At 73.7% G+C, this 23662-nt stretch carries 16 protein-coding genes and 1 pseudogene; 6 read left to right on the forward strand and 11 right to left on the reverse strand.

The genetic code is table 11. The annotated features are described in order from the left end of the window. Positions 1-30: 30 nt before the first annotated feature. The 3 genes from ACF1BN_RS27540 to ACF1BN_RS27550 form a co-directional block, all read right to left on the reverse strand. On the reverse strand, positions 31-2106 hold the full coding sequence (locus ACF1BN_RS27540) for an MMPL family transporter (RefSeq protein ID WP_392334284.1): 2076 nt from the start codon (positions 2104-2106) through the stop codon (positions 31-33). 92 nt (positions 2107-2198) lie between these two features. After that, positions 2199-3755 (reverse strand): SDR family oxidoreductase, encoded by a 1557-nt coding sequence (locus ACF1BN_RS27545; RefSeq protein ID WP_392334285.1) that lies wholly within the window; start codon positions 3753-3755, stop codon positions 2199-2201. 67 nt (positions 3756-3822) lie between these two features. Further along, on the reverse strand, positions 3823-4401 hold the full coding sequence (locus tag ACF1BN_RS27550) for a fasciclin domain-containing protein (protein ID WP_392334286.1): 579 nt from the start codon (positions 4399-4401) through the stop codon (positions 3823-3825). Positions 4402-4661: 260 nt separating this feature from the next. On the opposite strand from ACF1BN_RS27550, the gene ACF1BN_RS27555 reads away from it, so the two are divergent. Then, positions 4662-7073: an ATP-binding cassette domain-containing protein gene (locus ACF1BN_RS27555; RefSeq protein ID WP_392334287.1), complete on the forward strand. Its 2412-nt coding sequence runs from the start codon at positions 4662-4664 to the stop codon at positions 7071-7073. Here the strand turns inward: ACF1BN_RS27555 and ACF1BN_RS27560 are convergent. The 4 genes from ACF1BN_RS27560 to ACF1BN_RS27575 all read right to left on the reverse strand — a co-directional run bounded on the left by ACF1BN_RS27560 (position 7070) and on the right by ACF1BN_RS27575 (position 11284). After that, positions 7070-7750: a DUF5701 family protein gene (locus tag ACF1BN_RS27560; protein WP_392334288.1), complete on the reverse strand. Its 681-nt coding sequence runs from the start codon at positions 7748-7750 to the stop codon at positions 7070-7072. The genes ACF1BN_RS27555 and ACF1BN_RS27560 overlap by 4 nt on opposite strands. 122 nt (positions 7751-7872) lie before the next feature. Further along, complete coding sequence (locus tag ACF1BN_RS27565) at positions 7873-8616, reverse strand: succinate dehydrogenase/fumarate reductase iron-sulfur subunit (protein ID WP_392334289.1); 744 nt, start codon at positions 8614-8616, stop codon at positions 7873-7875. Continuing rightward, the gene (locus ACF1BN_RS27570) at positions 8613-10553 is read right to left on the reverse strand and encodes a fumarate reductase/succinate dehydrogenase flavoprotein subunit (protein WP_392334290.1); all 1941 of its coding nucleotides are present in this window, start codon (positions 10551-10553) and stop codon (positions 8613-8615) included. Before ACF1BN_RS27570 ends, ACF1BN_RS27565 begins: the two co-directional genes overlap by 4 nt. 2 nt (positions 10554-10555) lie before the next feature. Further along, a complete protein-coding gene (locus ACF1BN_RS27575; protein ID WP_392334291.1) occupies positions 10556-11284 on the reverse strand; it encodes a succinate dehydrogenase in 729 nt (242 codons plus the stop codon). A 97-nt stretch (positions 11285-11381) separates the two neighbouring features. Here ACF1BN_RS27575 and ACF1BN_RS27580 point away from each other — a divergent pair, with 97 nt between their 5' ends. Next, positions 11382-12287 carry a LysR family transcriptional regulator gene (locus ACF1BN_RS27580; protein WP_392334292.1) on the forward strand — a complete coding sequence of 302 codons (906 nt, stop codon included), beginning with the start codon at positions 11382-11384 and terminating at the stop codon, positions 12285-12287. An 8-nt stretch (positions 12288-12295) separates the two neighbouring features. Here the strand turns inward: ACF1BN_RS27580 and ACF1BN_RS27585 are convergent, their stop codons facing one another. Both ACF1BN_RS27585 and ACF1BN_RS27590 read right to left on the reverse strand, forming a co-directional pair. Further along, positions 12296-12964 (reverse strand): response regulator, encoded by a 669-nt coding sequence (locus ACF1BN_RS27585; RefSeq protein ID WP_392334293.1) that lies wholly within the window; start codon positions 12962-12964, stop codon positions 12296-12298. A gap of 278 nt (positions 12965-13242) precedes the next feature. Continuing rightward, positions 13243-14171 (reverse strand): annotated as a pseudogene (locus ACF1BN_RS27590) (HAMP domain-containing sensor histidine kinase); the annotation flags it as partial. Between the two features lie 248 nt (positions 14172-14419). On the opposite strand from ACF1BN_RS27590, the gene ACF1BN_RS27595 reads away from it, so the two are divergent. From ACF1BN_RS27595 to ACF1BN_RS27610, 4 genes are all read left to right on the forward strand, one after another. Further along, a complete protein-coding gene (locus tag ACF1BN_RS27595) occupies positions 14420-14890 on the forward strand; it encodes a cation:proton antiporter regulatory subunit (RefSeq protein ID WP_392334317.1) in 471 nt (156 codons plus the stop codon). 3 nt (positions 14891-14893) lie between these two features. Further along, positions 14894-16132: a cation:proton antiporter gene (locus tag ACF1BN_RS27600; RefSeq protein WP_392334294.1), complete on the forward strand. Its 1239-nt coding sequence runs from the start codon at positions 14894-14896 to the stop codon at positions 16130-16132. 12 nt (positions 16133-16144) lie between these two features. Then, a complete protein-coding gene (locus ACF1BN_RS27605) occupies positions 16145-17971 on the forward strand; it encodes an NAD-binding protein (RefSeq protein ID WP_392334295.1) in 1827 nt (608 codons plus the stop codon). 84 nt (positions 17972-18055) lie between these two features. Further along, positions 18056-20230 carry a hypothetical protein gene (locus tag ACF1BN_RS27610; protein ID WP_392334296.1) on the forward strand — a complete coding sequence of 725 codons (2175 nt, stop codon included), beginning with the start codon at positions 18056-18058 and terminating at the stop codon, positions 20228-20230. Positions 20231-20426: 196 nt separating this feature from the next. Here the strand turns inward: ACF1BN_RS27610 and ACF1BN_RS27615 are convergent, their stop codons facing one another. Continuing rightward, entirely contained in the window at positions 20427-22610 is a 2184-nt protein-coding gene (locus ACF1BN_RS27615) for a putative bifunctional diguanylate cyclase/phosphodiesterase (protein ID WP_392334297.1), read from the reverse strand. Continuing rightward, entirely contained in the window at positions 22607-23419 is an 813-nt protein-coding gene (locus tag ACF1BN_RS27620; RefSeq protein ID WP_392334298.1) for an SAM-dependent methyltransferase, read from the reverse strand. Before ACF1BN_RS27620 ends, ACF1BN_RS27615 begins: the two co-directional genes overlap by 4 nt. Between the last annotated feature and the right edge of the window lie 243 nt (positions 23420-23662).

Raw genomic sequence — 23662 nt, forward strand, 5'->3', positions numbered from 1 at the left:
GGCCGGTCACCCGACCGGCCGCCCCGGGGTTCAGGGCCGGTGGCGCAGCGCGCCGGGCCACCAGACCCGGGCGCCGATGTCCCGGACGAGCGCGGGCACCAGGAGCGAACGGACCACGAGGGTGTCGAGCAGGACGCCGAAGGCGACGATGAAGGCGATCTGGACGAGGAACGCCAGCGGGATCACGCCCAGCGCCGCGAAGGTGGCGGCGAGGACGACGCCGGCGGAGGTGATGACGCCGCCGGTGGCGACGAGTCCTCGGCGCAGGCCCTCGCGGGTGCCGTGCAGTTCCGTCTCCTCGCGCACCCTCGACATCAGGAAGATGTTGTAGTCGACGCCGAGGGCGACCAGGAAGACGAAGCCGTACAGGGGCACGGCCGCGTCGGTGCCGGTGAAGCCGAAGACGTGCTCGAAGACCAGGGCGGAGACGCCCAGGGTGGCGAGGAAGTTGAGGGCCACCGTCGCCACCAGGAGGACGGGCAGCAGCAGCGAGCGCAGCAGGCCGACCAGGATGACCAGGATGATGACCAGTACGACGGGCACGATGAGCTTGCGGTCCCGCTCGGCGGTGACCTGGGTGTCGTACTGCTGGGCGGTGGAGCCGCCGACGAGGGCGTCGGCGCCGGGGACCGTGTGCAGGGTGGTGCGCAGGGCCGCGACGGTGTCCTTGGCGGCGTCGGAGTCCGCGGCGTCCGTGAGGGTGACGTCGATGCGGACGCGCCCGTCGGCGACGAGCGGCCGCGAGGTGCCGGGGGTCGCGAAGAGGGTCGCCGAGTCGACTCCGTCGACGCCCTCGGCGGCCGTCCGCACCCGCTCCGCGGCGTCGGCGTCGGCGATGACGACGGCGGGGTTGCCCGCGCCGCCCGGGAAGTGCTCGCTCAGGCGCTCCTGGGCCGCGACGGAGGGGGCGTCCTTGACGAAGATCTCGTCGAAGGGGACGCCCTTGGAGTCGAGCGTGAAGGAGAAGGCGGCGCAGGCCAGCAGGGCGGCGAGGGAGCCGGCCCAGACCTTGCGCGGGGCGCGGTCGACGAGGGCGGCGATCTTCCGCCAGACCGGGTGGGCCGCCTCGCCGTCGGGCGTGGCCTTGGGCCGGGCGGGCCAGTACGCGGCGCGGCCGAGCAGCACCAGGACGGCGGGGAGGAACGTCACCGCGCTCAGGACGGCGCAGACGATGCCGATGGCTCCGACGGGGCCGAGCGCGCGGTTGTTGGTGAGGTCGCTGAAGAGCAGCGCGAGCAGGCCGAGGGCGACGGTGGCGGCGCTGGCCACGATCGGCCCGAAGGACTGCTTGAGGGCGGCGCGCATGGCGGGCACCCGCGCGCCCTCGCGGGCGGCCAGCTCCTCCCGGTAGCGGGCGGCGAGCAGCAGGGCGTAGTCGGTGGCCGCTCCGATGACCAGGATCGACAGGATGCCCTGGACCTGGCCGTCGACCCGGACGATGTCGTGGTCGGCGAGGACGTAGACGATGGCGCAGGCCAGGCCGAGGGCGAAGACGGCGCCGAGGATGATCAGCAGCGGCAGCAGGACGCTCCGGTAGACCAGGAGCAGGATCACCAGGACCGTGACCAGGGCGACCATCAGCAGCAGGCCGTCGATGCCCGCGAACGCGTCGCCGAGGTCGGCCTGGGTCGCGGCGGGACCCGCCAGCCACGTCTCCGTCCCGGGCACGGCGGAGACGGCGGATTCGATGCGCTCCAGGGTGGCGGGCAGCTCCTCGCCGAGGTCGGGGCGGAGCTGGACGATGCCGCGCAGGGCCTCGCCGTCCTCGGAGGGCAGGGCCGGCGAGGGTGCGCCGACCACTCCTTCGGTGCCCTTGAGGGAGGCGAGGGCCTGAGTGGCGGCCGCCTGCGCGGAGGGTTCGACGGGGCCGCCGCCGTCGGCGGTCCAGACGACCAGGGCGGGGAGGGTCTCCTCCTGGCGGAAGGCCTCCTGCGCCTGGAGGACCTGGGTCGACTCGGCGCTACGGGGCAGGAAGGCGGCCTGGTCGTTGGTGGCCACCTCGCCGAGCTTCCCCGCGTAGGGGCCGAGCCCTCCTCCGATGGCGAGCCAGACGACGAGCACCAGCAGGGGCAGCAGCCTGCTCACCCAGCGCGCGGGTGTGGACATGAAGATCTCCCCAAATCTTTCTCAGTCATCAACTATCTCAATGATCGAGATATATTGAAGCACGGAGTCCGCGGTCACCCGCGACCGGGCGGTCACGGACGACGCGGTACCGCGTCCGCCGCCTCCGCCGCACCCGCCGGACCCCCCGCGCCCTGACGCTCCGTCTCGGCGGTCCTGGCGATGTTCCGGGCCATGCCGCCGAAGACCACGGCGTGGAAGGGGGTCACACCCCACCAGTACGCCTGCCCGGCCAGGCCCCGGGGGTGGAAGAGGGCCCGCTGGCGGTACGAGGTCCGGCCCCGCTCGTCCCGGTCGACGGCCATCTCCAGCCAGGCGAGGCCCGGCAGGCGCATCTCGGCGCGGAGGCGCAGCAGGCGTCCCCGGTCGATCGCCTCGACGCGCCAGAAGTCGAGGGCGTCACCGACCCGGAGCCGCTGTGCGTCCCTCCGGCCGCGGCGCAGCCCCACTCCCCCGACGAGACGGTCCGCCCAGCCGCGGACGGCCCAGGCCAGCGGGAAGGAGTACCAGCCGTTCTCGCCGCCGACCCCCTCGATGACGCGCCACAGCGCCTCGGGACTCGCGTCGACGGTGCGGGAGCGCTCGTCCGTGTAGAGGCTGCCGCCCGCCCAGTCCGGGTCGGTCGGCAGCGGGTCGCTGGGCGCGCCGGGCGGCGAGGCGGTGGACCAGCGGGTGGTGACCCGCGCCTCCCGCACGCGGGTGAGGGCGAGCCTCAGCGCCTCGTCGAAGGCGATGGGCCTGCCGGGTCCGTCGGGGACGTGCTCGGCGATGTCGTGCTCGGCGCAGACCACCTCGTGGCGGAGCGATTCGGTGAGGGGTCGGGCCAGCGAGGCGGGCACGGGCGTGACGAGGCCGATCCAGTGGCTGGACAGCCTCGGGGTGAGGACGGGCACGGGGACGATGAGGCGCTTGCGCAGCCCGCCGATCTCCGCGTACCGCACCATCATGTCCTGGTACGTGAGCACGTCGGGCCCCCCGACGTCGAAGGACCGGTTCACGTCGGCGGGCATGCCGGCGCTTCCGACCAGGTACCTGAGCACGTCGCGGACGGCGATGGGCTGGACGCGGGTGCCGACCCAGCTGGGGGTGACCATGACGGGCAGCCGCTCGGTGAGGTAGCGGAGCATCTCGAAGGAGGCCGAGCCGGAGCCGATGACGACGGCGGCGCGCAGGACGGTGGTGGGGACGCCCGATTCGAGGAAGATGCGGCCCACCTCGGTGCGGGAGCGCAGGTGGGGCGAGAGCTCGTCCTCCGGCACCCCGCGCGGGGTCAGACCGCCCAGGTAGACGATGCGCCGCACGGCGGCCGAGCCCGCCTCGTCGGCGAAGGCGCGGGCGGCGCGCCGGTCGGCGTCCTCGAACCGGGACGTCGAGCCCATGGAGTGGACGAGGTAGTAGGCGACGTCGACGCCGTCGAAGGCGTCGCGGAGGCTCTCGGCGACGGTGACGTCCCCCCGTACGGTCTCCACCCGGTCGGCCCAGGGGAAGTCGCGGAGCTTCTCCGGGTGGCGGGCGAGACAGCGCACGCGGTACCCGGCGTCGAGCAGCTCCGGGACGAGTCGGCCGCCGATGTAGCCGCTCGCGCCGGTGACGAGACAGAGCGGGGCCGCGGGCGATGCGGACGTGGGCATGTGGTGTTCCCTTTCGTGGATGCGGCGCAGGGACCCGGCCGCGGCCGGGTCCCTGTCCTGACGTCCCTCACTTCGGCATCAGCACGGTGTCGATGAGGTGCACAGTGGCATTGGACGTCTCCACGTCCCCGCACACGATGGAGGCGGAGTCGTTCACCTTGTACGTGTCGCCCGACCCGTCCGTGGTGATCGTGCCTCCCTGGAGGGTCTTGAAGGAGCCGTCGGCGAGGTCCGACTTCTCCACCGACTCGTCCACTACGTGGTAGGTGAGGATCTTGGTGAGCGTCGCCTTGTCGGCGAGGACCTTGTCCAGGTCGGCCTTCGGGATCTTGGCGAAGGCGTCGTTCGTCGGCGCGAAGACCGTGATGTCCTCCGCGTCGTTCAGGGTGTCGACCAGACCGGCCTTCTGTACGGCGGTGACCAGGGTCGACAGTTCCGGGTTGTTCGAGGCTGCGGTCGCCACCGGGTCGTCGGCCATGCCGGCGACCGAGCCCTCGCCCTCCTTCGGGACCGAGGCGCAGCCCGGACCGAACGGGGCCGCGACGACGTCGGCGGACGCGGGCGGCGCGAGGGCCCCGAGCGAGACCGCGAGAGCCGCGGCGGCCAGGGCGGCGGGGACACGGCGCAGGTTGCGCGTGGCGTTCATGAGCTCTCCTCCCACCGGCCGGATGCCGAGGCCCCTCGGCCGTGGATCGGTTGACCTCTCACCACGACATTCCGCTCGACGGGCCCTTTCGGATGGGATCCGCGGCAGATTTCTTCTCCGAGGTCCTCCCGCGCGGGGCGGGAGCGCGCCCGGGGAGCGGCCGCGCCCCGGTGCGAGCGGGTCGAGGACCGGCCGTGCCACGAACCCGCCGCGCCGCGCCCCGGACCGGCGGAGAACCGGATATTGGATAAAATCTCCGAATGCTGGATCCCGTCTCCGCCCATGACCCCTTCGTCCGTGTCCGCGGCGCCCGCGAGCACAACCTGAAGGGTGTGGACGTCGACATCCCCCGCGACACCCTCACCGTCTTCACCGGCGTCTCCGGTTCCGGGAAGTCCTCGCTCGCCTTCGGGACGGTCTACGCCGAGGCCCAGCGCCGCTACTTCGAGTCCGTCGCGCCCTACGCCCGGCGGCTCATCCACCAGATCGGTGCCCCGAAGGTCGGGGAGATCACCGGGCTGCCCCCGGCGGTCTCCCTCGAACAGCGGCGCGCCGTCCCGAGCGCCCGCTCCTCCGTCGGCACGGTCACCACGCTGTCGAACTCGCTGCGCATGCTCTACTCCCGCGCCGGCGACCACCCGGCCGGCGCGCCCCGCCTCGACTCCGACGCCTTCTCCCCCAACACGGCGGCCGGCGCCTGCCCGTCGTGCCACGGCCTCGGCCTGGTCCACGACACCAGCGAGGCCCTGCTCGTCCCCGACCCCGGCCTGTCGATCCGCGAGGGCGCCATCGCCTCCTGGCCCGGTGCCTGGCAGGGCAAGAACCTCAGGGACGTCCTCGACGCCCTCGGCCACGACGTCGACCGGCCCTGGCGCGAGCTGGACCCGAAGGACCGGGAGTGGATCCTCTTCACCGACGAGCAGCCGGTCGTCACCGTGGACCCGGTACGGGAGGCCGGCCGGATCCAGCGCCCGTACCAGGGCACGTACACCGGGGCCCGCCGGCTCGTCCTGCGCACCTACTCCGACTCCCGGAGCACCGCGCTGCGGGCCAAGGCGGAACGCTTCCTCACCAGCGCCCCCTGCCCGGTCTGCGGCGGCAGCAGGCTGCGCCCCGAGGCGCTGGCCGTCACCTTCGCCGGCCGGACGATCGCCGAGCTGGCGGCACTGCCGCTGACCGCGCTGGCCGAGGTGCTCGCCCCGGCCGCCGCGCCCGGCGCCCCGGAGACCGCCCGCGTGCTCGCCGAGGACCTGCTGGCCCGGATCGCCACCGTCACCGAACTCGGGCTCGGCTACCTCGGGCTCGACCGCGCCACCCCCACCCTGTCCACCGGCGAGCTCCAGCGGCTGCGGCTCGCCACCCAGCTCCGCTCCGGCCTCTTCGGCGTCGTGTACGTCCTCGACGAGCCGTCCGCCGGCCTGCACCCGGCCGACACCGAGGCCCTGCTCGTCGTCCTCGACCGGCTGAAGGCGGCCGGCAACTCGGTCTTCGTCGTCGAGCACCACCTCGACGTCGTGCGGCACGCCGACTGGCTCGTGGACGTCGGCCCGCGCGCCGGCGAGCACGGCGGCCGGGTCCTGCACAGCGGGCCGCCCGAACTCCTGGCGCACGTCGAGGAGTCGGCCACCCGGCGCTTCCTCTTCGACCCGGCGCCGGTGCCCGCACGGCCGCCCCTCGCGCCGGAGGCCTGGCTGCGCACCGGGCCCGTCACCCGGCACAACCTGCACGGCGTCGACGCGGCCTTCCCCCGCGGCGCCCTCACCGCCGTCACCGGCGTCTCCGGCTCGGGCAAGTCCACCCTCGTCGGCGCGCTCACCGGTGAAGGGGAGGGCGTGGGACGGCTGGTGACGGTGGACCAGAAGCCGATCGGCCGCACCCCGCGCTCCAACCTGGCCACCTACACCGGCCTCTTCGACGTGGTGCGCAGGCTCTACGCGGAGACCGAGGAGGCCCGTGCCCGGGGCTACAAGGTCGGGCGCTTCTCCTTCAACGTGCCCGGCGGCCGCTGCGAGTCCTGCCAGGGCGAGGGCTTCGTCTCGGTGGAGCTGCTGTTCCTGCCGAGCACGTACGCGCCCTGCCCCGACTGCCACGGCGCCCGCTACAACCCGGAGACCCTCCAGGTACGGCTGCGCGGGCTGACGATCTCCGAAGTCCTGGACCTGACCGTGGAGTCGGCCGCGGAGTTCTTCGCGGACGCCCCCGCGGCGGCTCGCAGCCTCGCCACCCTCCTCGACGTCGGTCTCGGTCATCTCCGGCTCGGCCGGCCGGCCACCGAGCTGTCCGGCGGCGAGGCGCAGCGCATCAAGCTCGCCTCCGAGCTCCAGCGCCCGCGCCGCGCGCACACCCTGTACGTCCTCGACGAGCCGACCACCGGTCTGCACCCGGCGGACGCCGAGGTCCTGGTCCGCCAGTTGCGCGGCCTCGTGGACGGCGGCCACACGGTGGTCGTGGTGGAGCACGACATGGACGTCGCGGCCGGGGCGGACTGGGTGATCGATCTCGGCCCGGGCGGCGGCGGGGCCGGCGGCCTGATCGTCGCCGAGGGCCCTCCCGCCCGGGTGGCCCGGGCGGCCGGCAGCCGCACCGCCCCCTACCTGGCCCGGGCGTTGGGGATCACCCTCGGACCGGGGACGGACCAGGACGCCCGGTCCGGTCCGGAGGAGTCGCCCTAGCCGGCGCGGCCGGTGGTGGAGCCGAAGCCGAGCCAGGTGTGGCGGTTGTTCCACCAGCACCAGCCGACCTTGGGGGCGCCCTTGCGCTCCTTTCCGTCCCGGCCGGTGCCGTTGCTGATCCAGATCGCCGGGGTGCGGGCGTCGAAGGTGTCGTCGGACTTGCGCAGGCGCGAACCGATGGTCATGAAGCACTTGTTGCGCTCCAGGACCTCGGGGCGCTGGAGCAGCCAGTGAACGCCCTCGGTGAGCAGGAGGGGCGTCCGCCCCGCGGCGGTGAGGGCCGGCAGGGCCTCCTCCGGGCTCCAGTTGCCCATGTGGTCGCCCCGGTCCAGGTCGTGGACGAGGTAGAACGGCCCGTCGGGAAGCTCCACGCCCTGCGGGGTGAAGGCGTCCACGTCCTCCATGTCGACCACGAGGAAGCCGGGCTTGTCCGCGAGCCTCAGCAGCGGGGCGAGGGCCGAGGCGGGCGCGGCGTCGGGGTGGACGGCCAGCAGGGCACCGGCCGGGGCGTCCGCGGCGGCCTTCTCGGCGAAGGCCCGGAGTTCGCCCGCGTCGATGCCGGTGAGCGCGGGCACCCCGAGGTCGATCAGCCGCTCGGCCTGGTCGGCGAGCGACGGCAGCGGGAACGCGCTGGTGAAGGCGTCGGCGGACGGGGTGGTGGGCTGTGCGTCGGGCAAGGTTCTCCTCTGTCGGGACGGCGTCGGCCCGGGGAGAACGGCCCGGGCCGGCGCATTGTTCCCGCCCCGCGCGGAACGCCTCTTCCCACTTTCGCTCCGGGCCCGTACCCATGCCCTGACCCTCACCTCACCTTGCGCCGGGCCCGCAGCCACTCCTTGTTCATCGCGGCGATCGACGGCAGCGGGATGCCCTTCGGGCAGGCCGTGGCGCACTCTCCGGTGAGGGTGCAGCCGCCGAAGCCCTCGGCGTCCATCTGGGCGACCATGTCGAGGACCCGGGTCTCGCGCTCCGGGCCGCCCTGGGGCAGCACGTTCAGATGGTTGACCTTGGCCGAGGTGAAGAGCATCGCCGAACCGTTGGGGCAGGCGGCGACGCACGCGCCGCAGCCGATGCACTCGGCGTGCTCGAAGGCCGAGTCGGCGTCCGCCTTCGGCACCGGCGTCGCGTGGGCCTCGGGCGCGGATCCGGTGGGGGCCGTGACGTACCCGCCGGCCTGGATGATCCGGTCGAAGGCCGTCCGGTCCACCACCAGGTCCTTGACGACCGGGAAGGCGGAGGCGCGCCAGGGCTCGACGTCGATGGTGTCGCCGTCGCTGAAGGAGCGCATGTGGAGCTGGCAGGTGGTGGTGCGCTCGGGGCCGTGGGCGTCGCCGTTGATGACGAGGCTGCACGCGCCGCAGATGCCCTCGCGGCAGTCGTGGTCGAAGGCGACCGGGTCCTCGCCGCGCAGGATGAGGTCCTCGTTGAGGGTGTCCAGCATCTCCAGGAAGGACATGTCGGGGGAGATCCCGTCCACCTCGTAGGTGGCCATGGCGCCCTCGGCGCCGGTGTCCTTCTGGCGCCAGACGCGCAGGTTGAGCTTCATGCGTAGCTCCGCTGGGTGGGGTGGACGTACTCGAAGTCGAGGACTTCCTTGTGGAGGACGGGGGCTTCCGGGGTGAACTCCCAGGCCGCCGCGTACGAGAACTCCTCGTCGCGGCGGGCGGCCTCGCCGTCCGGGGTCTGGGACTCCTCGCGGAAGTGGCCGCCGCAGGACTCCTCGCGGTTCAGGGCGTCGAGGCACATCAGCTCGGCCAGTTCGAGGTAGTCGACGATCCGGTTGGCCTTCTCCAGCGACTGGTTGAACTCCTCACCGGTGCCGGGGACCTTGATCCGGCGCCAGAACTCCTCGCGGATCTCCGGGATGCGGCGCAGCGCCGTGCGCAGCCCCTCCTCGGTGCGGGCCATGCCGCAGAACTCCCACATGACCTCGCCGAGTTCGCGGTGGAAGGAGTCCGGGGTGCGGTCTCCGTCGACGGCGAGGAGGAGGTTCAGCCGGTCCTCGGTCTCGGCCAGCACCTCGCGGACGGCGGGGTGGTCGTCGGTGACGGGCTCGGACCTCGGGTGGCGGGCGAGGTAGTCGTTGATGGTGGCGGGGAGGACGAAGTAGCCGTCGGCGAGGCCCTGCATGAGGGCGGAGGCGCCGAGCCGGTTGGCGCCGTGGTCCGAGAAGTTGGCCTCGCCGATGGCGAAGAGGCCGGGCACGGTGGTCTGGAGGTCGTAGTCCACCCAGAGGCCGCCCATCGTGTAGTGGACGGCGGGGTAGATCCGCATGGGGACCTCGTACGGGTTCTCCGCCGTGATCCGGGCGTACATGTCGAAGAGGTTGCCGTACCTGGCCTCGACGGCGGCGCGTCCCATCCGGGCGATGGCGTCGGCGAAGTCGAGGTAGACGCCCTGGCCTCCGGGGCCGACCCCGCGCCCCTCGTCGCAGACGTTCTTGGCGGCGCGGGAGGCGATGTCGCGCGGGACCAGGTTGCCGAAGGAGGGGTAGATCCGCTCCAGGTAGTAGTCGCGCTCGTCCTCGGGGATCTCGGCTGCGGGGCGGGTGTCGCCCTTGGCCTTGGGGACCCAGATGCGGCCGTCGTTGCGGAGCGATTCGCTCATCAGCGTCAGCTTGGACTGGTGGTCGCCGGTGCGCGGGATGCAGGTGGGGTGGATCTGGGTGAAGCACGGGTTGGCGAAGTACGCGCCGCGCCGGTGCGCCCGCCAGACGGCGGTCGCGTTGGAGTTCATGGCGTTCGTCGACAGGTAGAAGACGTTGCCGTAGCCGCCGCTGGCGAGGACGACGGCGTCCGCGTAGTGGGTGGAGATCGCTCCGGTGATCAGGTCGCGCGCGACGATCCCGCGCGCCCGGCCGTCGACCACGATCAGGTCGAGCATCTCCGTACGGGCGTGCATCTCGACGTTGCCGGCGGCGATCTGCCGGGACAGCGCCTGGTACGCGCCGAGGAGGAGCTGCTGGCCGGTCTGGCCTCGGGCGTAGAAGGTGCGGGAGACCTGGACGCCGCCGAAGGAGCGGGTGTCGAGGAGTCCGCCGTACTCGCGGGCGAAGGGGACGCCCTGGGCGACGCACTGGTCGATGATCTCGACGGAGATCTGGGCGAGCCGGTGGACGTTGGACTCGCGGGCGCGGAAGTCGCCGCCCTTGACGGTGTCGTAGAAGAGGCGGTGGATGGAGTCGCCGTCGTTGCGGTAGTTCTTGGCGGCGTTGATGCCGCCCTGGGCGGCGATCGAGTGGGCGCGGCGCGGGGAGTCCTGGAAGCAGAACTGGACGACGTGGTAGCCCTGTTCGGCGAGGGTGGCGCCGGCGGAGCCGCCGGCGAGTCCGGTGCCGACGACGATGACGCGGTGCTTGCGCCGGTTGGCGGGGTTGACCAGCTTGGCCTCGAAGCGGCGGGTGTCCCACCGTTCGGCGATCGGCCCGGCCGGGGCCTTGGTGTCGGCGATCGGTTCGCCGGTGCGGAAGTCGAGATAGCTCATGGTCAGTTCACCACTCCGGTCATGACGCCGACGGGGACGGCGATGAAGCCCGCGGTCAGGGCGAGCGCGAGGGCGTTCGCGGCGAGGCGCAGGGCGCGTTCGCGCCGCGCGTTGCCGACGCCGAGGGTCTGGGCGGCGCTCCAGAAGCCGTGCCGGACGTGGAGGCCGACGGCGAGCATGGCGACGATGTAGATGAGGTTGCCGTACCAGGTCGAGAAGGTGTCGATGACGTTCTGGTAGGGCTTGCCCTCCTCGAAGCCGCCGGGGTGGACGGTCCCGGTGGTGAGGTCGAGGACGTGCCAGACGATGAAGAGGCCGAGGATGATCCCGCCCCAGCGCATGGTCCGGGTGGCGTACGAGGAGCCCTTGCGCTTGTGGGCGTACCGGGTCGGGCGCGCCCTGATGTCGCGCCGGCTGAGCTGGTACGCGGAGATCGCGTGCGCGAACACGGCGGCGAGGAGCACGATCCGGGCGATCCACAGGCCCCACTCGTGGTGCAGGACGGGGGCGCCCATCACGCGCAGCCAGTGCGCGTAGCCGTTGAACTCCTCGGGGCCGAAGAAGACCTTGAGGTTGCCGGCCACGTGCGCGACCAGGTAGGCGAGCATGATCAGGCCGCTCGCGGCCATCACGGTCTTCTTGCCGATGGTCGACGACCAGAAGCCGCGGGACGGGGTGCGGGACGGCGGGCGGGCGGGTGCCGCCGTGTCCTTGCTGGATGCCAGAGCCATGCCCTCGACGCTAGGGCCGAAGGGCCCCAGAGGTCCAAGACATGGTCCGGCTGATCTCCATAGGCTGAAGCTATTGCCGTGCCTTAGGGTGGAGTCCATGCAGTTCCAGCAGCTCCTCTACTTCGTGGCCGTGGCCGAGACCCGGCACTTCACCCGGGCCGCCGAACGCGTCCACGTCTCGCAGCCCTCGCTCTCCCAGCAGATCAAGGCGCTGGAGCAGGAACTGGGCGTGGAGCTCTTCAGCCGGGCCCGGGGCAACATCGCGCTCACCGACGCGGGCGAGGCGCTGCTGCCGCTGGCCCGCCGGATCCTCGCGGACACCGAGACGGCCCGTCGCGAGGTGCAGGAGCTGGCCCAGCTCAAGCGCGGCCGGGTGCGGCTCGGCGCGACCCCCAGCCTCTGCACCGGCCTCCTCCCCGACGTCCTGCGCGCCTTCCACGACCTGCACCCGGGCATCGAGCTGCTGATCGAGGAGGGCGGCTCGCACGACCTCGTGCGGGAGCTGGCCCGCGGCGCGCTGGACCTGGCGCTCGTCGTGCTCCCGCTGCCGACCCCGTCGCCGGCGCTGACCACGGTGGAGCTGCTGCGCGAGGACCTCGTCGTCGTCTCGGCCGCGTCCGCGCCGCCGCCGCGCCGCCCGGTGCGGATCACCGACCTCCGCGACCAGCCGCTGGTGATGTTCCGGCACGGCTACGACCTGCGGGAACTGACCGTCGGCGCCTGCCGTGCGGCGGGCTTCGAGCCGACGTTCACGGTCGAGGGCGGCGAGCTGGACGCGGTCCTCGGCTTCGTCCGGGCCGGGCTCGGGCTCGCCGTCGTCCCCGCCATGGTCGCCGGCCGCGCCGGCCGCGATCTGCGCGTCACCGCCCTCGCCCGGCCGGGCCTGCGCCGCACCATCGCCCTGGCGCACCGCAGCGACGTCGCCCCGCCCCGGGCCGCGCGCGAGCTCCAGCGCCTGCTGATGGCCTCACGGCGCGCGAAGCCGGTCCCGGACGCCCCCTGAGGCCGCACTCAGGGCTCGATGAGCCCGGCCCTGATCGCGTACCGCGTCAGCTCCAGCCGGTCGCGCAGCCCGAGCTTCTGGAGGATGTTGGCCCGGTGCCGCTCGACCGTCTTCGGGCTGATGAAGAGCAGGTCGCCGATCTCCCGGGAGGTGTGGCCCTCGGCGACCAGCTTCAGGATCTCCTCCTCCCGCTCGGTCACCGGCCGCTCGGGCAGCCCCGCGCCGGACCGCACCCGGTCGAGGTAGCTGCGGATCAGCGCGGTCTCCGCGCCCGGGTAGATGAACGGTTCGTCGCGCAGCGCCGACCGGCACGCCTCGACGAGATCCCGGTCGGCGACGGACTTCGGCACGTACCCGTTGGCGCCCGCCCGCAGCGCCTCGAAGAAGTACTCCTCGTTGTCGTACATGGTCAGCATCAGGATCCGCAGCCCGGGCCGGAGCCGGGCGAGCTCCCGGGCCGCCTGGAGCCCCGTCATCCGGGGCATCGCGATGTCCAGGACGGCCAGGTCGATCCCCGCGTCCCCGCGCGCCGCGACGACGGCCTCGGCCCCGTCCCCGGCCTCGGCGACCACCTCCAGGTCCGGCTCGGCGTCGAGGATCAGCCGCACCCCGCGCCTCACCAGCGCGTGGTCGTCGACGAGGAGGATCCGGGCGGGCGGGCGTACGGGGGAGGTCATCGCTCGTGTCCAGGAGTCGGTTTCGGCACGGGGTCGCGTACGGGTTCGGGTCCGGGGCCCCGTACGGGTTCCCGCAGGGGTTCACGTACGGGCGCGGGGACGGGATCGGGGACGGGACCGCGTACGGGGTCGGGCACGGGTCCGACCAGGGGCGGCGCGGCCACGGACACGGTCAGGGACGCAGTCGAGGACGCGGACGGGAGTACACCCCCGGGCACGCCGACCGGAGCGGCGCCGACCGGAGCCGCCCCCGCGTCCGGGCCCGCGGCCCCCCGCGGCGGCAGGTCGAGGCGGACCTCCGTACCCCCCGACTCCCCGGTGCCCACCCGCAGTCCGGCACCGACCAGCAGGGCGCGCTCCCGCATGCCGCCGATGCCGGCGCCCTCGGCGGCGCCGTCCGTGCCGCGCCCGTCGTCGCGGACGAGGAGGCGGGTGCCGCCGTCCGGGGCGGGGCCTAGGCGGAGTTCGACGTGGCCGGCGCCGGCGTGCCGGGCCGCGTTGGTCAGACTCTCCTGCGCGACCCGGTAGACGACGAGCTCCGTCGCGGGGTCGAGCGGAGCGGCGCCGGGCGCGAGGTGGGTGGTCACCCGCAGCCCCGGGGTGGACAGTTCCCCGGCGAGGGAGCGCAGCGCGCTGTGCAGGCCCAGCTCCTCCAGGACGCCGGGGCGCAGCCGGCGGGCGATCCGGCGGATCTCCTCCAGGCTCGCCCGGGTGTCTCCTGCGCCTGCCGCAGGTCCTCGCGCAGCTCCCGCGGGGCGTGGTCGGCGGTGTGCTTGAGCTGGAGGAGCACGGCGGTGAGGGTCTGCCCCACCTCGTCGTGGAGCTCGCGGGCGATCCGCTGCCGCTCGGCCTCCTGCGCGGTGAGGACCCGGCCGCTGCTGGTGGCCCGCTCGGACTCCAGCCGGTCGAGCATGGCGTTGAAGGCGCCGGTCAGGTCGGCGATCTCGCCGCGGCCGGTGACCTCGGGGCGGGCGCCGGGCTTGAGCAGGTCGGCCGTCGCCATCGCGCGCCGGAGCCGTCCGAGCGGGGCGAGGCCCACGCGCAGCAGCGCCGCGTTGAGCACGAGCATCAGCACGAGCCCGCAGACCACGACGACCGCCTCGCCGAGGAGGACGGGCGTGGAGACGGTCACGGGGCCGAGGAGGAGCCCGGCGGCGAGCACGAACACCGCCGCGTTGAGCAGGAAGATCCGTCCGTACAGTGACACCGTCCCGCTCCCCCTGACTCCGCTCACCCGCCTGACCTGCGCAGAAGCCTATTCGCCGCTTCATCCTCCGGGTGGGCCGGGGCCCCTGTCCATCCGTGCCGGCACCCATGCGCGCGGGCCCCTCGGGATGGCAGGATGGACCGGCCGCGGCCCCGGCCCGCCCGCCCGTGCGGAGGGGCACCGGCCTCCTCGCCGCGCGCCCCCGAGCAGAGACGACACGAGGAGTCCGGGCCGTGCCCACTTCACGGATGAGCTCGACGCCGTTGCCCGGCGTCGGCGTCCAGTACGACCTCACCACCCGGGAACACCGGCACCTGTCGGTGATCGCCCACCGCGACGGCACGCGCACCGTCAACGTCTACCGTTCCGACGACCCCGACGCCTGTCTGCAGTCGCTGCACCTGACCTCCGCCGAGTCGGCCGCGCTCATCGACGCGCTCACGCCCGCCCACCACAGCCCGAACCTGCTCCACACCACGGAGCTGGGCCTGGTGGCCGAACGCATCGAGCTGTCCTCCGCCTCCCACTGGAACGGCCGGACCCTCGGCGAGACCCGCATGCGCACGGAGACCGGCGTGTCCATCGTCGCCGTCCTGCGCCGCGCCGACGCGGTCCCCTCCCCCGGCCCCGGCTTCCGCCTCGCCGGCGGGGACACCCTCATCGTCATCGGCACCCACGAAGGCGTCGACGCCGCCGCCACTATCCTCGGAAGGGAGTGATCGGTGCATTCGTCCGCCGTTTTCCTCATCGAGTTCGGAGCGATCATCCTCGGCCTCGGCCTGCTCGGCCGGATGGCCGGGCGGCTGAAGTTCTCGCCCATACCCCTGTACCTGCTGGCCGGGCTCGCGTTCGGGGAAGGGGGTCTGCTGCCGCTGGGGGCGAGTGAGGAATTCGTCGCCATCGGGGCCGAGATCGGGGTCATCCTGCTGCTCCTGATGCTCGGTCTGGAGTACACGGCGACCGATCTGGTCACCAATCTCAAGACGCAGTACCCGGCCGGACTGGTCGACGGGGCGCTCAACGCGCTGCCCGGGGCGGCGATGGCGCTCATGCTCGGGTGGGGACCGGTGGCGGCCGTGGTGCTGGCCGGGGTCACCTGGATCTCGTCGTCCGGGGTCATCGCCAAGGTGCTCGGGGACCTGGGCCGGCTCGGCAACCGGGAGACGCCGGTGGTGCTGAGCATCCTGGTCCTGGAGGACCTGGCGATGGCGGTCTACCTGCCGATCGTGACCGCGCTCCTCGCCGGCGTCGGCCTCGCCGCCGGCAGTGCCACGCTCGCGATCGCGCTGGGCGTCGCCGGGCTCGTGCTGTTCGTCGCCGTGCGGTACGGGCGGGTGATCTCGCGCTTCGTGTCGAGCGACGACCCGGAGAAGCTGCTCCTGGTGGTCCTCGGTCTCACCCTGCTCGTCGCGGGCATCGCGCAGCAGCTCCAGGTCTCGGCGGCGGTCGGCGCCTTCCTCGTCGGCATCGCGCTGTCCGGGGAGGTCGCGGAGGGCGCGCACCACCTGCTGAGCCCGCTGCGGGACCTGTTCGCCGCCGTGTTCTTCGTCTTCTTCGGACTGCACACCGACCCGGCGAGCATCCCGCCGGTGCTGCTGCCCGCGCTCGCGCTGGCCGTCGTCACCGCCGGCACGAAGATCGCCACCGGGTACTGGGCGGCGCGGCGCAACGGCATCTCCGCGAAGGGCGCCTGGCGGGCCGGCGGGACGCTGGTCGCGCGCGGCGAGTTCTCCATCGTCATCGCGGGCCTGGCCGTCTCCGCCGGGATCGAGCCCTCGCTGGGCCCGCTGGCCACCGCGTACGTCCTCATCCTGGTCGTCGTCGGCCCGCTCACCGCCCGCTACACGGAGCCCGTCGCGACCTGGGTGACGGGAAGGCGCGGCCGTCCGGTCGCGGCGCCCGAGCCGGGGCCCGCGGAGGAGCGGCTGCCGCTCGCCGAGCCCGTGCGGCACGAGAGCTGAGGCGGGACCGCCATGGGGGAGGCAGCGCGGGCGTCCGCGCCGGAGCCGGTCATGCTCGTCCTCGGGGACGACGCCCTGGCGCACCGGCTCGCCGCGGAGCTGGCCGAGGTGTACCGGCGGGAGGTCGTGCTCGTGGCGCCCGGCACCGGCGCCCGGCACGGGCGGATCCGGTACGCGGAGGGCGAGGCGCCCGACGAACGGACCCTGCTCCGGGCCGGGTTACGGGAGGCGGAGGCGCTCGCGCTGCTGTACGAGGACGACGAGGTCAACATGCGGGCCGCGTTCCTGGCCCGCCGGCTCGCGCCGGACGTCCGGCTGGTGCTGCGGATGTACAACCGCAACCTCGGCCACCGGATGGCCGATCTGCTGGACCGGGCGGGTGAGCAGCTCGCCGGCGCCGACACCGGGCCGCGTGACGCCGCCACCGTCGTGCTGTCCGACGCGGACACCGCCGCGCCCGCGCTGGCGGCGACCGCCGTCGCGGGGACGCGGAAGGTGGTGCAGGCGGACGGGCTGCTGCTGAGGGCCGCCGAGCGGCTTCCGGAGGATCCGGAGGCACTCGCCGAGCCCGGTCTGGCCACGCTCGCCCTGCTCTCCTCCACCAGTACCGACCCGGCCGGCGCGGACGGCTCCGACCGCAGCGGCGGCCTCGCGCCGCGGCTGCTCCCCGACGACGCCGAGGTACGGGCGGCGGCCGGGCGCGGCACGGTCGTCCTGGAGGCGATCGGCCGGGAGCCGGCGCTGCCCCGGCGCCGCGAGAGCCGGGGCGCCTCGCCGCGCGAGCTGCTGTCGCCGCGGCTGCGCTGGGCGCTCGTCGGCGTCGTCGCGGCCGTGACCGCGCTGACCGTCACCTCGATCGTCGCGACGGACGCGCATCCGCTGCACGCCGCCTATCTGACGCTCCTCGACCTCTTCGCGATCGGTGACCCGGCGGTGGGCGAGGAGACGGCCCGCCAGGTGCTCCAGCTCCTCGCCGGGCTCCTGGGGCTGGCGCTGCTGCCGTTGCTGATCGCGGGGGCCCTGGAGGCGCTGGGCGCGTACCGCAGCGCGGCGGCCCTGCGGCGCCCGCCGCGCGGTCTGGACGACCATGTGGTGCTGCTCGGCCTGGGCCGGATCGGTACGCGCGTGCTGGTACGGCTGCGCGAGCTGGGGGTGCCGGTGGTGTGCGTGGAGGAGGACCCGGAGGCGCGGGGCATCCCGTACGCCCGGCGGCTTCGGGTCCCCGTGGTCCTCGGCGACGTCACCCAGGAAGGCGTCCTGGAGTCGGCGAAGGCGCACCGCGCGCACGCGCTGCTCGCCCTGACCAGCTCCGACACCACCAATCTGGAGGCGGTGCTCGCGGCCCGCACGCTGGCCCCGGAGCTGCTGGTGGCCCTGCGTCTCTACGACGACGACTTCGCGACCACCGTCTACCGGACGCTCCGGGCGGCCCATCCCGACGCGCTCACCCGCAGCCGCAGCGTCTCCACGCTCTCGGCCCCGGCCTTCGCCGCGGCGATGATGGGCCGTCAGATCCTGGGGGCCATACCGGTGGAGCGCCGCGTCCTGCTCTTCGCCGCGGTCGAGGTGGCCGGCCAGGCCGCTCTGGAGGGCCGCACGGTGGCGGAGGCGTTCCGGCCGGGTGCCTGGCGGGTGCTGGCCCTCGACACCAGCACCGGCGAGGGGGACGACCCGCCGGCGCTGCTCTGGGACCTCCACCCGGGGTACGTGCTCCGGCCCGGCGACCGGGTGGTGGTGGCGGCGACCCGGTCGGGGCTCCCGGAGCTGCTGGCGGGACCGGCGGCGCCGGCGTCCGTACCGCCCCAGGGGGGTGTCCGGCCCTCCCGGCCCGCCCCGTGACCGCCGCTCCACCGCTGCCCGGCCGCCTTCCGGCCGGCCGAAATCCGCGTGCGGACGGGTCGGGCGGACTGCGAGCATCACGGGATGGACCACGCTCTCGAACGCCTGCTCGTCCGGCACACCCTCCGGCTGCCCGCCCCCTCCGGTCCCGCCGGGGACGGCTCCGCCGCCGCCCTGCGGTTCGACGCCGCGCTGCGGACGGCGGGGTTCGCCCTCGCCCACCCGCTGCTGAGGGAGCTGTCGGGACGCTCGGCCGAGACCGTGGTCGAGGTCGCCCGGTGGGCGCTGGACGCGGTCCGCGAGCGGGTCGGCGACCACGTCCGGCACAACGCGTACTTCATCGACTTCCCCCACAACGTCCCCGACACGCGGGAGTTCTGGCTCTCGTGCGTCCTGAAGGCCCTGGAGGACCCCGAGGCCCGGGAGGAGGTCGAGGCGCAGCTGAGCGCCGGGGTGCTGAACCTGCTGACGCTGCCCGCCTACGGGCGGTACCAGCACACGTACGAGGAACTGCTCGCGGCGCACGCGGAGTTGACCCCGGCAAGCGGCGACCGGCTGACCGTGCTGCACCTCGGTGGCCCCTTCGGGGAGGAGACCGGCGCCCTGTACCGGTCGCTGGCGGGCTCCGTGACGCCGCTGGGCGACGAGCACCTGGCCGATCTGGCGGTGCTCGCGGCGCACTGCGCGGACGGGCCGCAGCCGGCGGAGATCCCGGTGCGGGAGAACCGGGCGGTGGTCAACGCGGCCCGGCTGCGGGCCGGTGCCGTGCCGCTGCTCGACACGGTCACGGACGTGCTGCGGCTGGCGTGCGCGCTGTCGGACGGCGATGTGACGCTGCGCGAGCGGACCCGCTTCCGCGCGCTGTCCCGGTCCCTGCGGCGCGCCCTGCTCTCTGGTCTGGACGCGGTCGTGGCGGCGGCCCCGGAGAAGCTGGCCGACGTCGGCCGGGACCGGGAGGCGTGGAAGCGGCTCGGGGAGCGGCTGCATCCGCACGAGTACCCGGCGTGGCCGCACGCGGCGGAGGTGTTCGCGGTGGCCCGGGGCGAGGTGCGGGCACCGTCGCAGGACTCCCGGGTGGAGGCGCTGCTCGCCCGTGACGACGTGCCGGGGGCGGTGGAGCTGCTGGCGGCGGCGCCCGGGCGGCTCTTCCGGGCGCTGGACCGGCTGTTGCGTACGGCGGCGGACGAGGCCGGGCGGGAGGCGGTGCTCGCGGCGGCGGAGCGCGTGGCGCCTCGGGTGGCGGGCCGGGTCGTGCTGTCCGTACGGGAGCACCTGCTGAACCGGCACGACCGGTCGGGCGCGCCCCGGCGCCTGTTCGTGAACCGGAACGGCAGCGCGTGGGTGACGGCGGACACCCGCCGGGACCTGCCGAGGGAGGTCCAGCGCAGGCTCCTCGCGCTGCTCGACGGGGAGACCCGGCGGCGGCTTCCGGCGACGGGACGCGTGCTGGTCGACCCGGGGATCCTGGACGTGGCGCTGCCGTTGAGCGGCCGTGCCTCCTCGGGCGGGTTCGGGGTGCTGCCGCGCGGCTCGGTCTCCGCGGTCGACGGCGAGCTGCTGCGGTTCTTCATGTACTGGAAGGAGGCGCGGCACAGGACCGACCTCGACCTGTCGGCGCTGGTCCTCGACGAGCGGTACGCGACGGTCTCCTGGCTGTCGTACACCGAGCTGTCCACGGTGGAGGGCCGGCACTCCGGGGATGTGACCGAAGCCCCGGACGGTGCCTCGGAGTTCATCGAGCTGCGGCTCGGCGCGGTGCGCGGCACGTTCGTGGTGCCGCATGTGCATGTGTACGCGGGCGAGGGCTTCGAGCAGGTCGCCGAGTCCTTCTTCGGGTACATGCTCCGGGAGTCCGGGCAGGACGGGCGGCCCTTCGAGCCGCGCACGGTCCGGATGAAGTCGGACCTGCGCGGGCCGGGGCGGGTGGCGCTGCCGGTGGCCTTCCGGCGGGACGAGGAGGGGCGGTGGCACGCGCACTGGCTCCACCTGTGCCTGCGGGGGACGCCGTCGGCCAACCGCGTCGAGGACCACCGGGTGTCGCTGGCCGTCCTGCTCCGCGGGGTGGTCGAGCGCAGTTCGCTGACGGTACGTCACATGGTGGACCTGCTGGAGGAGTCGGGGGCCGAGGTCACGGAGTGGACCGGCGGTCCGGTGCCGCGGGAGCCGGTGACGTACCTGGGACTCGACCGGCCCGAGGGGCTGGCTCCGGGCTCCCGGGTGGTGACGCCGGAAAATCTGGGCGACCTGATCCCCGCCTGAGTGTTACGGTCGTTCCGGGGCGAGGCCATGAAGGGGCTTCCTTCTCACCACTTCCGATGACATAGTCCCTTCGCTTTCCTCGCCCCTCGCGCTTCACCGGTGTGGGCCCGGTCCTCCTGAGGACCGGGCCCACACCCGTTCGACCACACGGGACCCGCACCGGTTCGCCCGCACCGGTTCGCCCGCACCGGCTTGCTCACACCGCGTCGGCCAGCACCAGCGAGTGGATGCGGTCCGGGGCGCCGGGGCGGGCGTAGTACCAGCCCTGGGCGGTGTCGCAGCCGAGTTCGCGGAGGCGTTCGGCCTGGGCGGCGGTCTCGACGCCCTCGACGGTGACGGCGAGTTCGAGGCTGTGCGCCAGGGAGACGATGCCCTCGACGATCTTCAGGTCGACGGGGTCCACCGGGTGCTGCTGCATGCCCCGGGTGAAGGAGCGGTCGAGCTTGAGGACGCTGACCGGGAGGCGGCGGAGGTTGGCCAGGTTGGAGTAGCCGGTCCCGAAGTCGTCGAGGGCGATGTCGACGCCCATCTCGGCGAGCTGGCGCAGCGGTTTGAGAAGGTCCTCGTCGGCGCCGATCAGGGCGGACTCGGTGACCTCCAGGCAGAGCGCGCCGGGAGCGAGTCCCGCGCGTTCCAGCACGTCGACGGTGTCGGCGACCAGCCGGGGGTGGTGGAGCTGGGTCGGGGACAGGTTGACGTTGATGCGGAGCGGGCTGCGGTTGCCGGGGTCGTCGAGCTGCCAGGAGCGGGCCTGCCGGACGGCCTCCTGGAGGACCCAGCGGCCCAGCGGCACGATGAGTCCGGTGTCCTCGGCGAGCGGGATGAAGCGGTCGGGGCCGAGGACGCCGTGCTGGGGGTGGCTCCAGCGGACGAGGGCCTCGGCGCCGTGGACGCTGCCGTCGTCGAGGTGGACGAGCGGCTGGTACTCGATGAAGAACTCGCCGCGCTCCAGGGCGGTCGGCAGGGCCGTGGTGAGGCCGTGCCGGGTGATGGCGCGGGCGTCGGCCTCGGGGTCGGCGAGCTCGAAGCGGTTGCCGCCCGCGGACTTGGCCCGGTACATGGTGATGTCGGCGCTGCGCAGCACCTCGGCGGCGGTGCGTTCGCCGGCCGGGCCCTCGACGACGCCGAGGCTGCCGCGGACGGTGAGTTCGCGTCCGTCGACGCCGACGGGGGTGGCGAGGGCGGCGAGGATGCGGTCGGCGAGCGCGGTCGCGTCCCGCTCGCCGTCGGTGCCGGTGTCGGTGGTGAGGGCGACGAACTCGTCGCCGCCGAGCCGGGCGACCATCTCGCCGGGTCCGGTGGCGCACGCCTGGAGCCGGTCGGCGACCTCGACGAGCAGCCGGTCGCCCACGGAGTGTCCGAGGCTGTCGTTGATGGCCTTGAAGCCGTCGAGGTCCAGGTAGCAGAGGCCGAAGCGGGCGTCCTCGCCGGCCGCGCCGGGGGCGAGGGCCTTCTCCAGGCGTTCGAAGAACAACGTCCGGTTGGGCAGCCCGGTGAGGGCGTCGTGGGTGGCCTCGTACCGCAGCCGCAGGTGGAGCAGGCGCCGTTCGGTGATGTCCTCCATCAGCGCCAGCTGGTACTGGGGCCGGCCCTCGGCGTCGCGGAGCAGGGAGACGGTGAGGTTGGTCCACAGGACCGTGCCGTCGCCCCGGTAGTACGGCTTCTCCACCCGGTACTGCTCGCGCTCGCCGCGCACCAGCTCCTCGTAGAGCCGCCAGACGTGCGGCCCGTCCTCGGGGTGCACCCACTCGCTGACGTTGCGGCTGCGGACGTGGGCCTCGACGCCGCCGAACATGCGGGTCATGGTGTCGTTGATCTCGACCATCCGGCCTTCGAGGTCGGCGATGCCGATGCCGATGGCGGCGCCGTCGAACACGGCCCGGAAGCGGCTCTCGGTCGCGTGCAGGGCGATCTCGGCGGCGCTGCGGGCGGAGAGCGCGGAGCGGGCGATGGCCTCCTGCTCGGCGCGGGTCCGCTCGCGCAGGGCCTGGGCGTAGCCGGTGGCCATGGCGTGCTGGAGGCGGGCGCAGCGGGCGCGCAGCTCCTCGGCGGCGAGCTCGGGGTCCGTACCGCAGTAGAGGACGAGGTAGGCGTCGACGACGCCGAGGCTGCGGCCGAGGGCGTCCGGGTCGGTGCAGTGGGCGTCGACCAGGCCGGCTCCGGCCCGCTGGGCGGGGGCGGTGTCGAAGGGCCGGGCGAGCAGCGCGTCGCACAGCAGGCGGGCGAGCGGGAGGAGGTGGCCCTCGAACTCGGCGCGGGTGAGGGAGGTGGCGGTCACCGGGAAGATGGCCCGGCCCCAGATGGTGACGAACCGCCTGAGTCTGTCCTCGGGGCCGTCGGCTTCCGCGGCGGTCCCGGACGGCTGCGACGGCACCTTCACGCCTTGCGCCCCACGCCCGCGAAGCCGGAGAAGGCGTACGGATCCTCCTCCTCGGCCGGGCTGTCCGGCCGCCACAGGGGCATCGAGACGATGCCGGGCTCGACGACGGCGGTGCCGTCGAAGAAGCGGCCGATCTCCTCCCGGGAGCGCATCACCAGCGGGTTGCGGGTGGAGCGGTACACCTCTACGGTGCCGCCGGCCCGCTCCTGGTCCACCGGGATGCCCTCGTACGAGGCGTGGGTGACGACCAGGAGGCTGCCGGGGGCGAGCGCGTCGAGGAGTTCGGCGACGGCCTCGCGCGGGCCGTCGGCGTCCTCCAGGAAGTGCAGGACGGCGACGAGGAGCAGGGCCACCGGGCGGTCGAGGTCGAGCAGTCCGGTGACCTCGGGGCTGCGCAGGATGTCGGCCGGCTTGCGGAGGTCGGCGGGGACGACGGCGGCGCCGTCGACGCCTTCCAGGACGGCCCGGCTGTGGGCGACGGCGACGGGGTCGTGGTCGACGTAGACGATCCGGGCGGCGGGGTCGGCGGCCTGGGCGACCTCGTGGACGTTGCCGAAGGTCGGTATGCCGGAGCCGATGTCGAGGAACTGGGTGACGTCGTTGTCGAGGGCGAAGCGGACGGCGCGGCGCATGAACGCCCGGTTCGCCTGCATGATCTTGGGGAGGCCCGGCAGGAACTCCATGGCCTTGCGGGCCGCTTCCCGGTCGACTTCGAAATTGTGCGAGCCGCCCAGATAGAAGTCGTACATACGGGACACGCTGGGTACCGAGATGTCGATACCCGGCGGAGCCCAGGCGGGACGCTCCATCAATGTCTCCAACAAGTCGCCACGGGGGATGCGGCCCGGTGTTCGCGGCCGTGTTCGAGGTGAGGCTACTGATCGCCCGCCGAGAGAGCGAGTGGAAACGGAAATTCGCGATCCGTTCTTGGTCACACGCGTTTGACACGTGCGAGCGGAACGGAGAGTTCACGCCTTCAGGCCGTGCACATTCACGTGCATCTGAGCGTGCGTCGGCTCTCCGGCCACCGCCGTCACCCTGGTCACACGGCC

It is taken from the genome of Streptomyces sp. NPDC014861 (assembly GCF_043081625.1).
GTDB lineage: Bacteria > Actinomycetota > Actinomycetes > Streptomycetales > Streptomycetaceae > Streptomyces.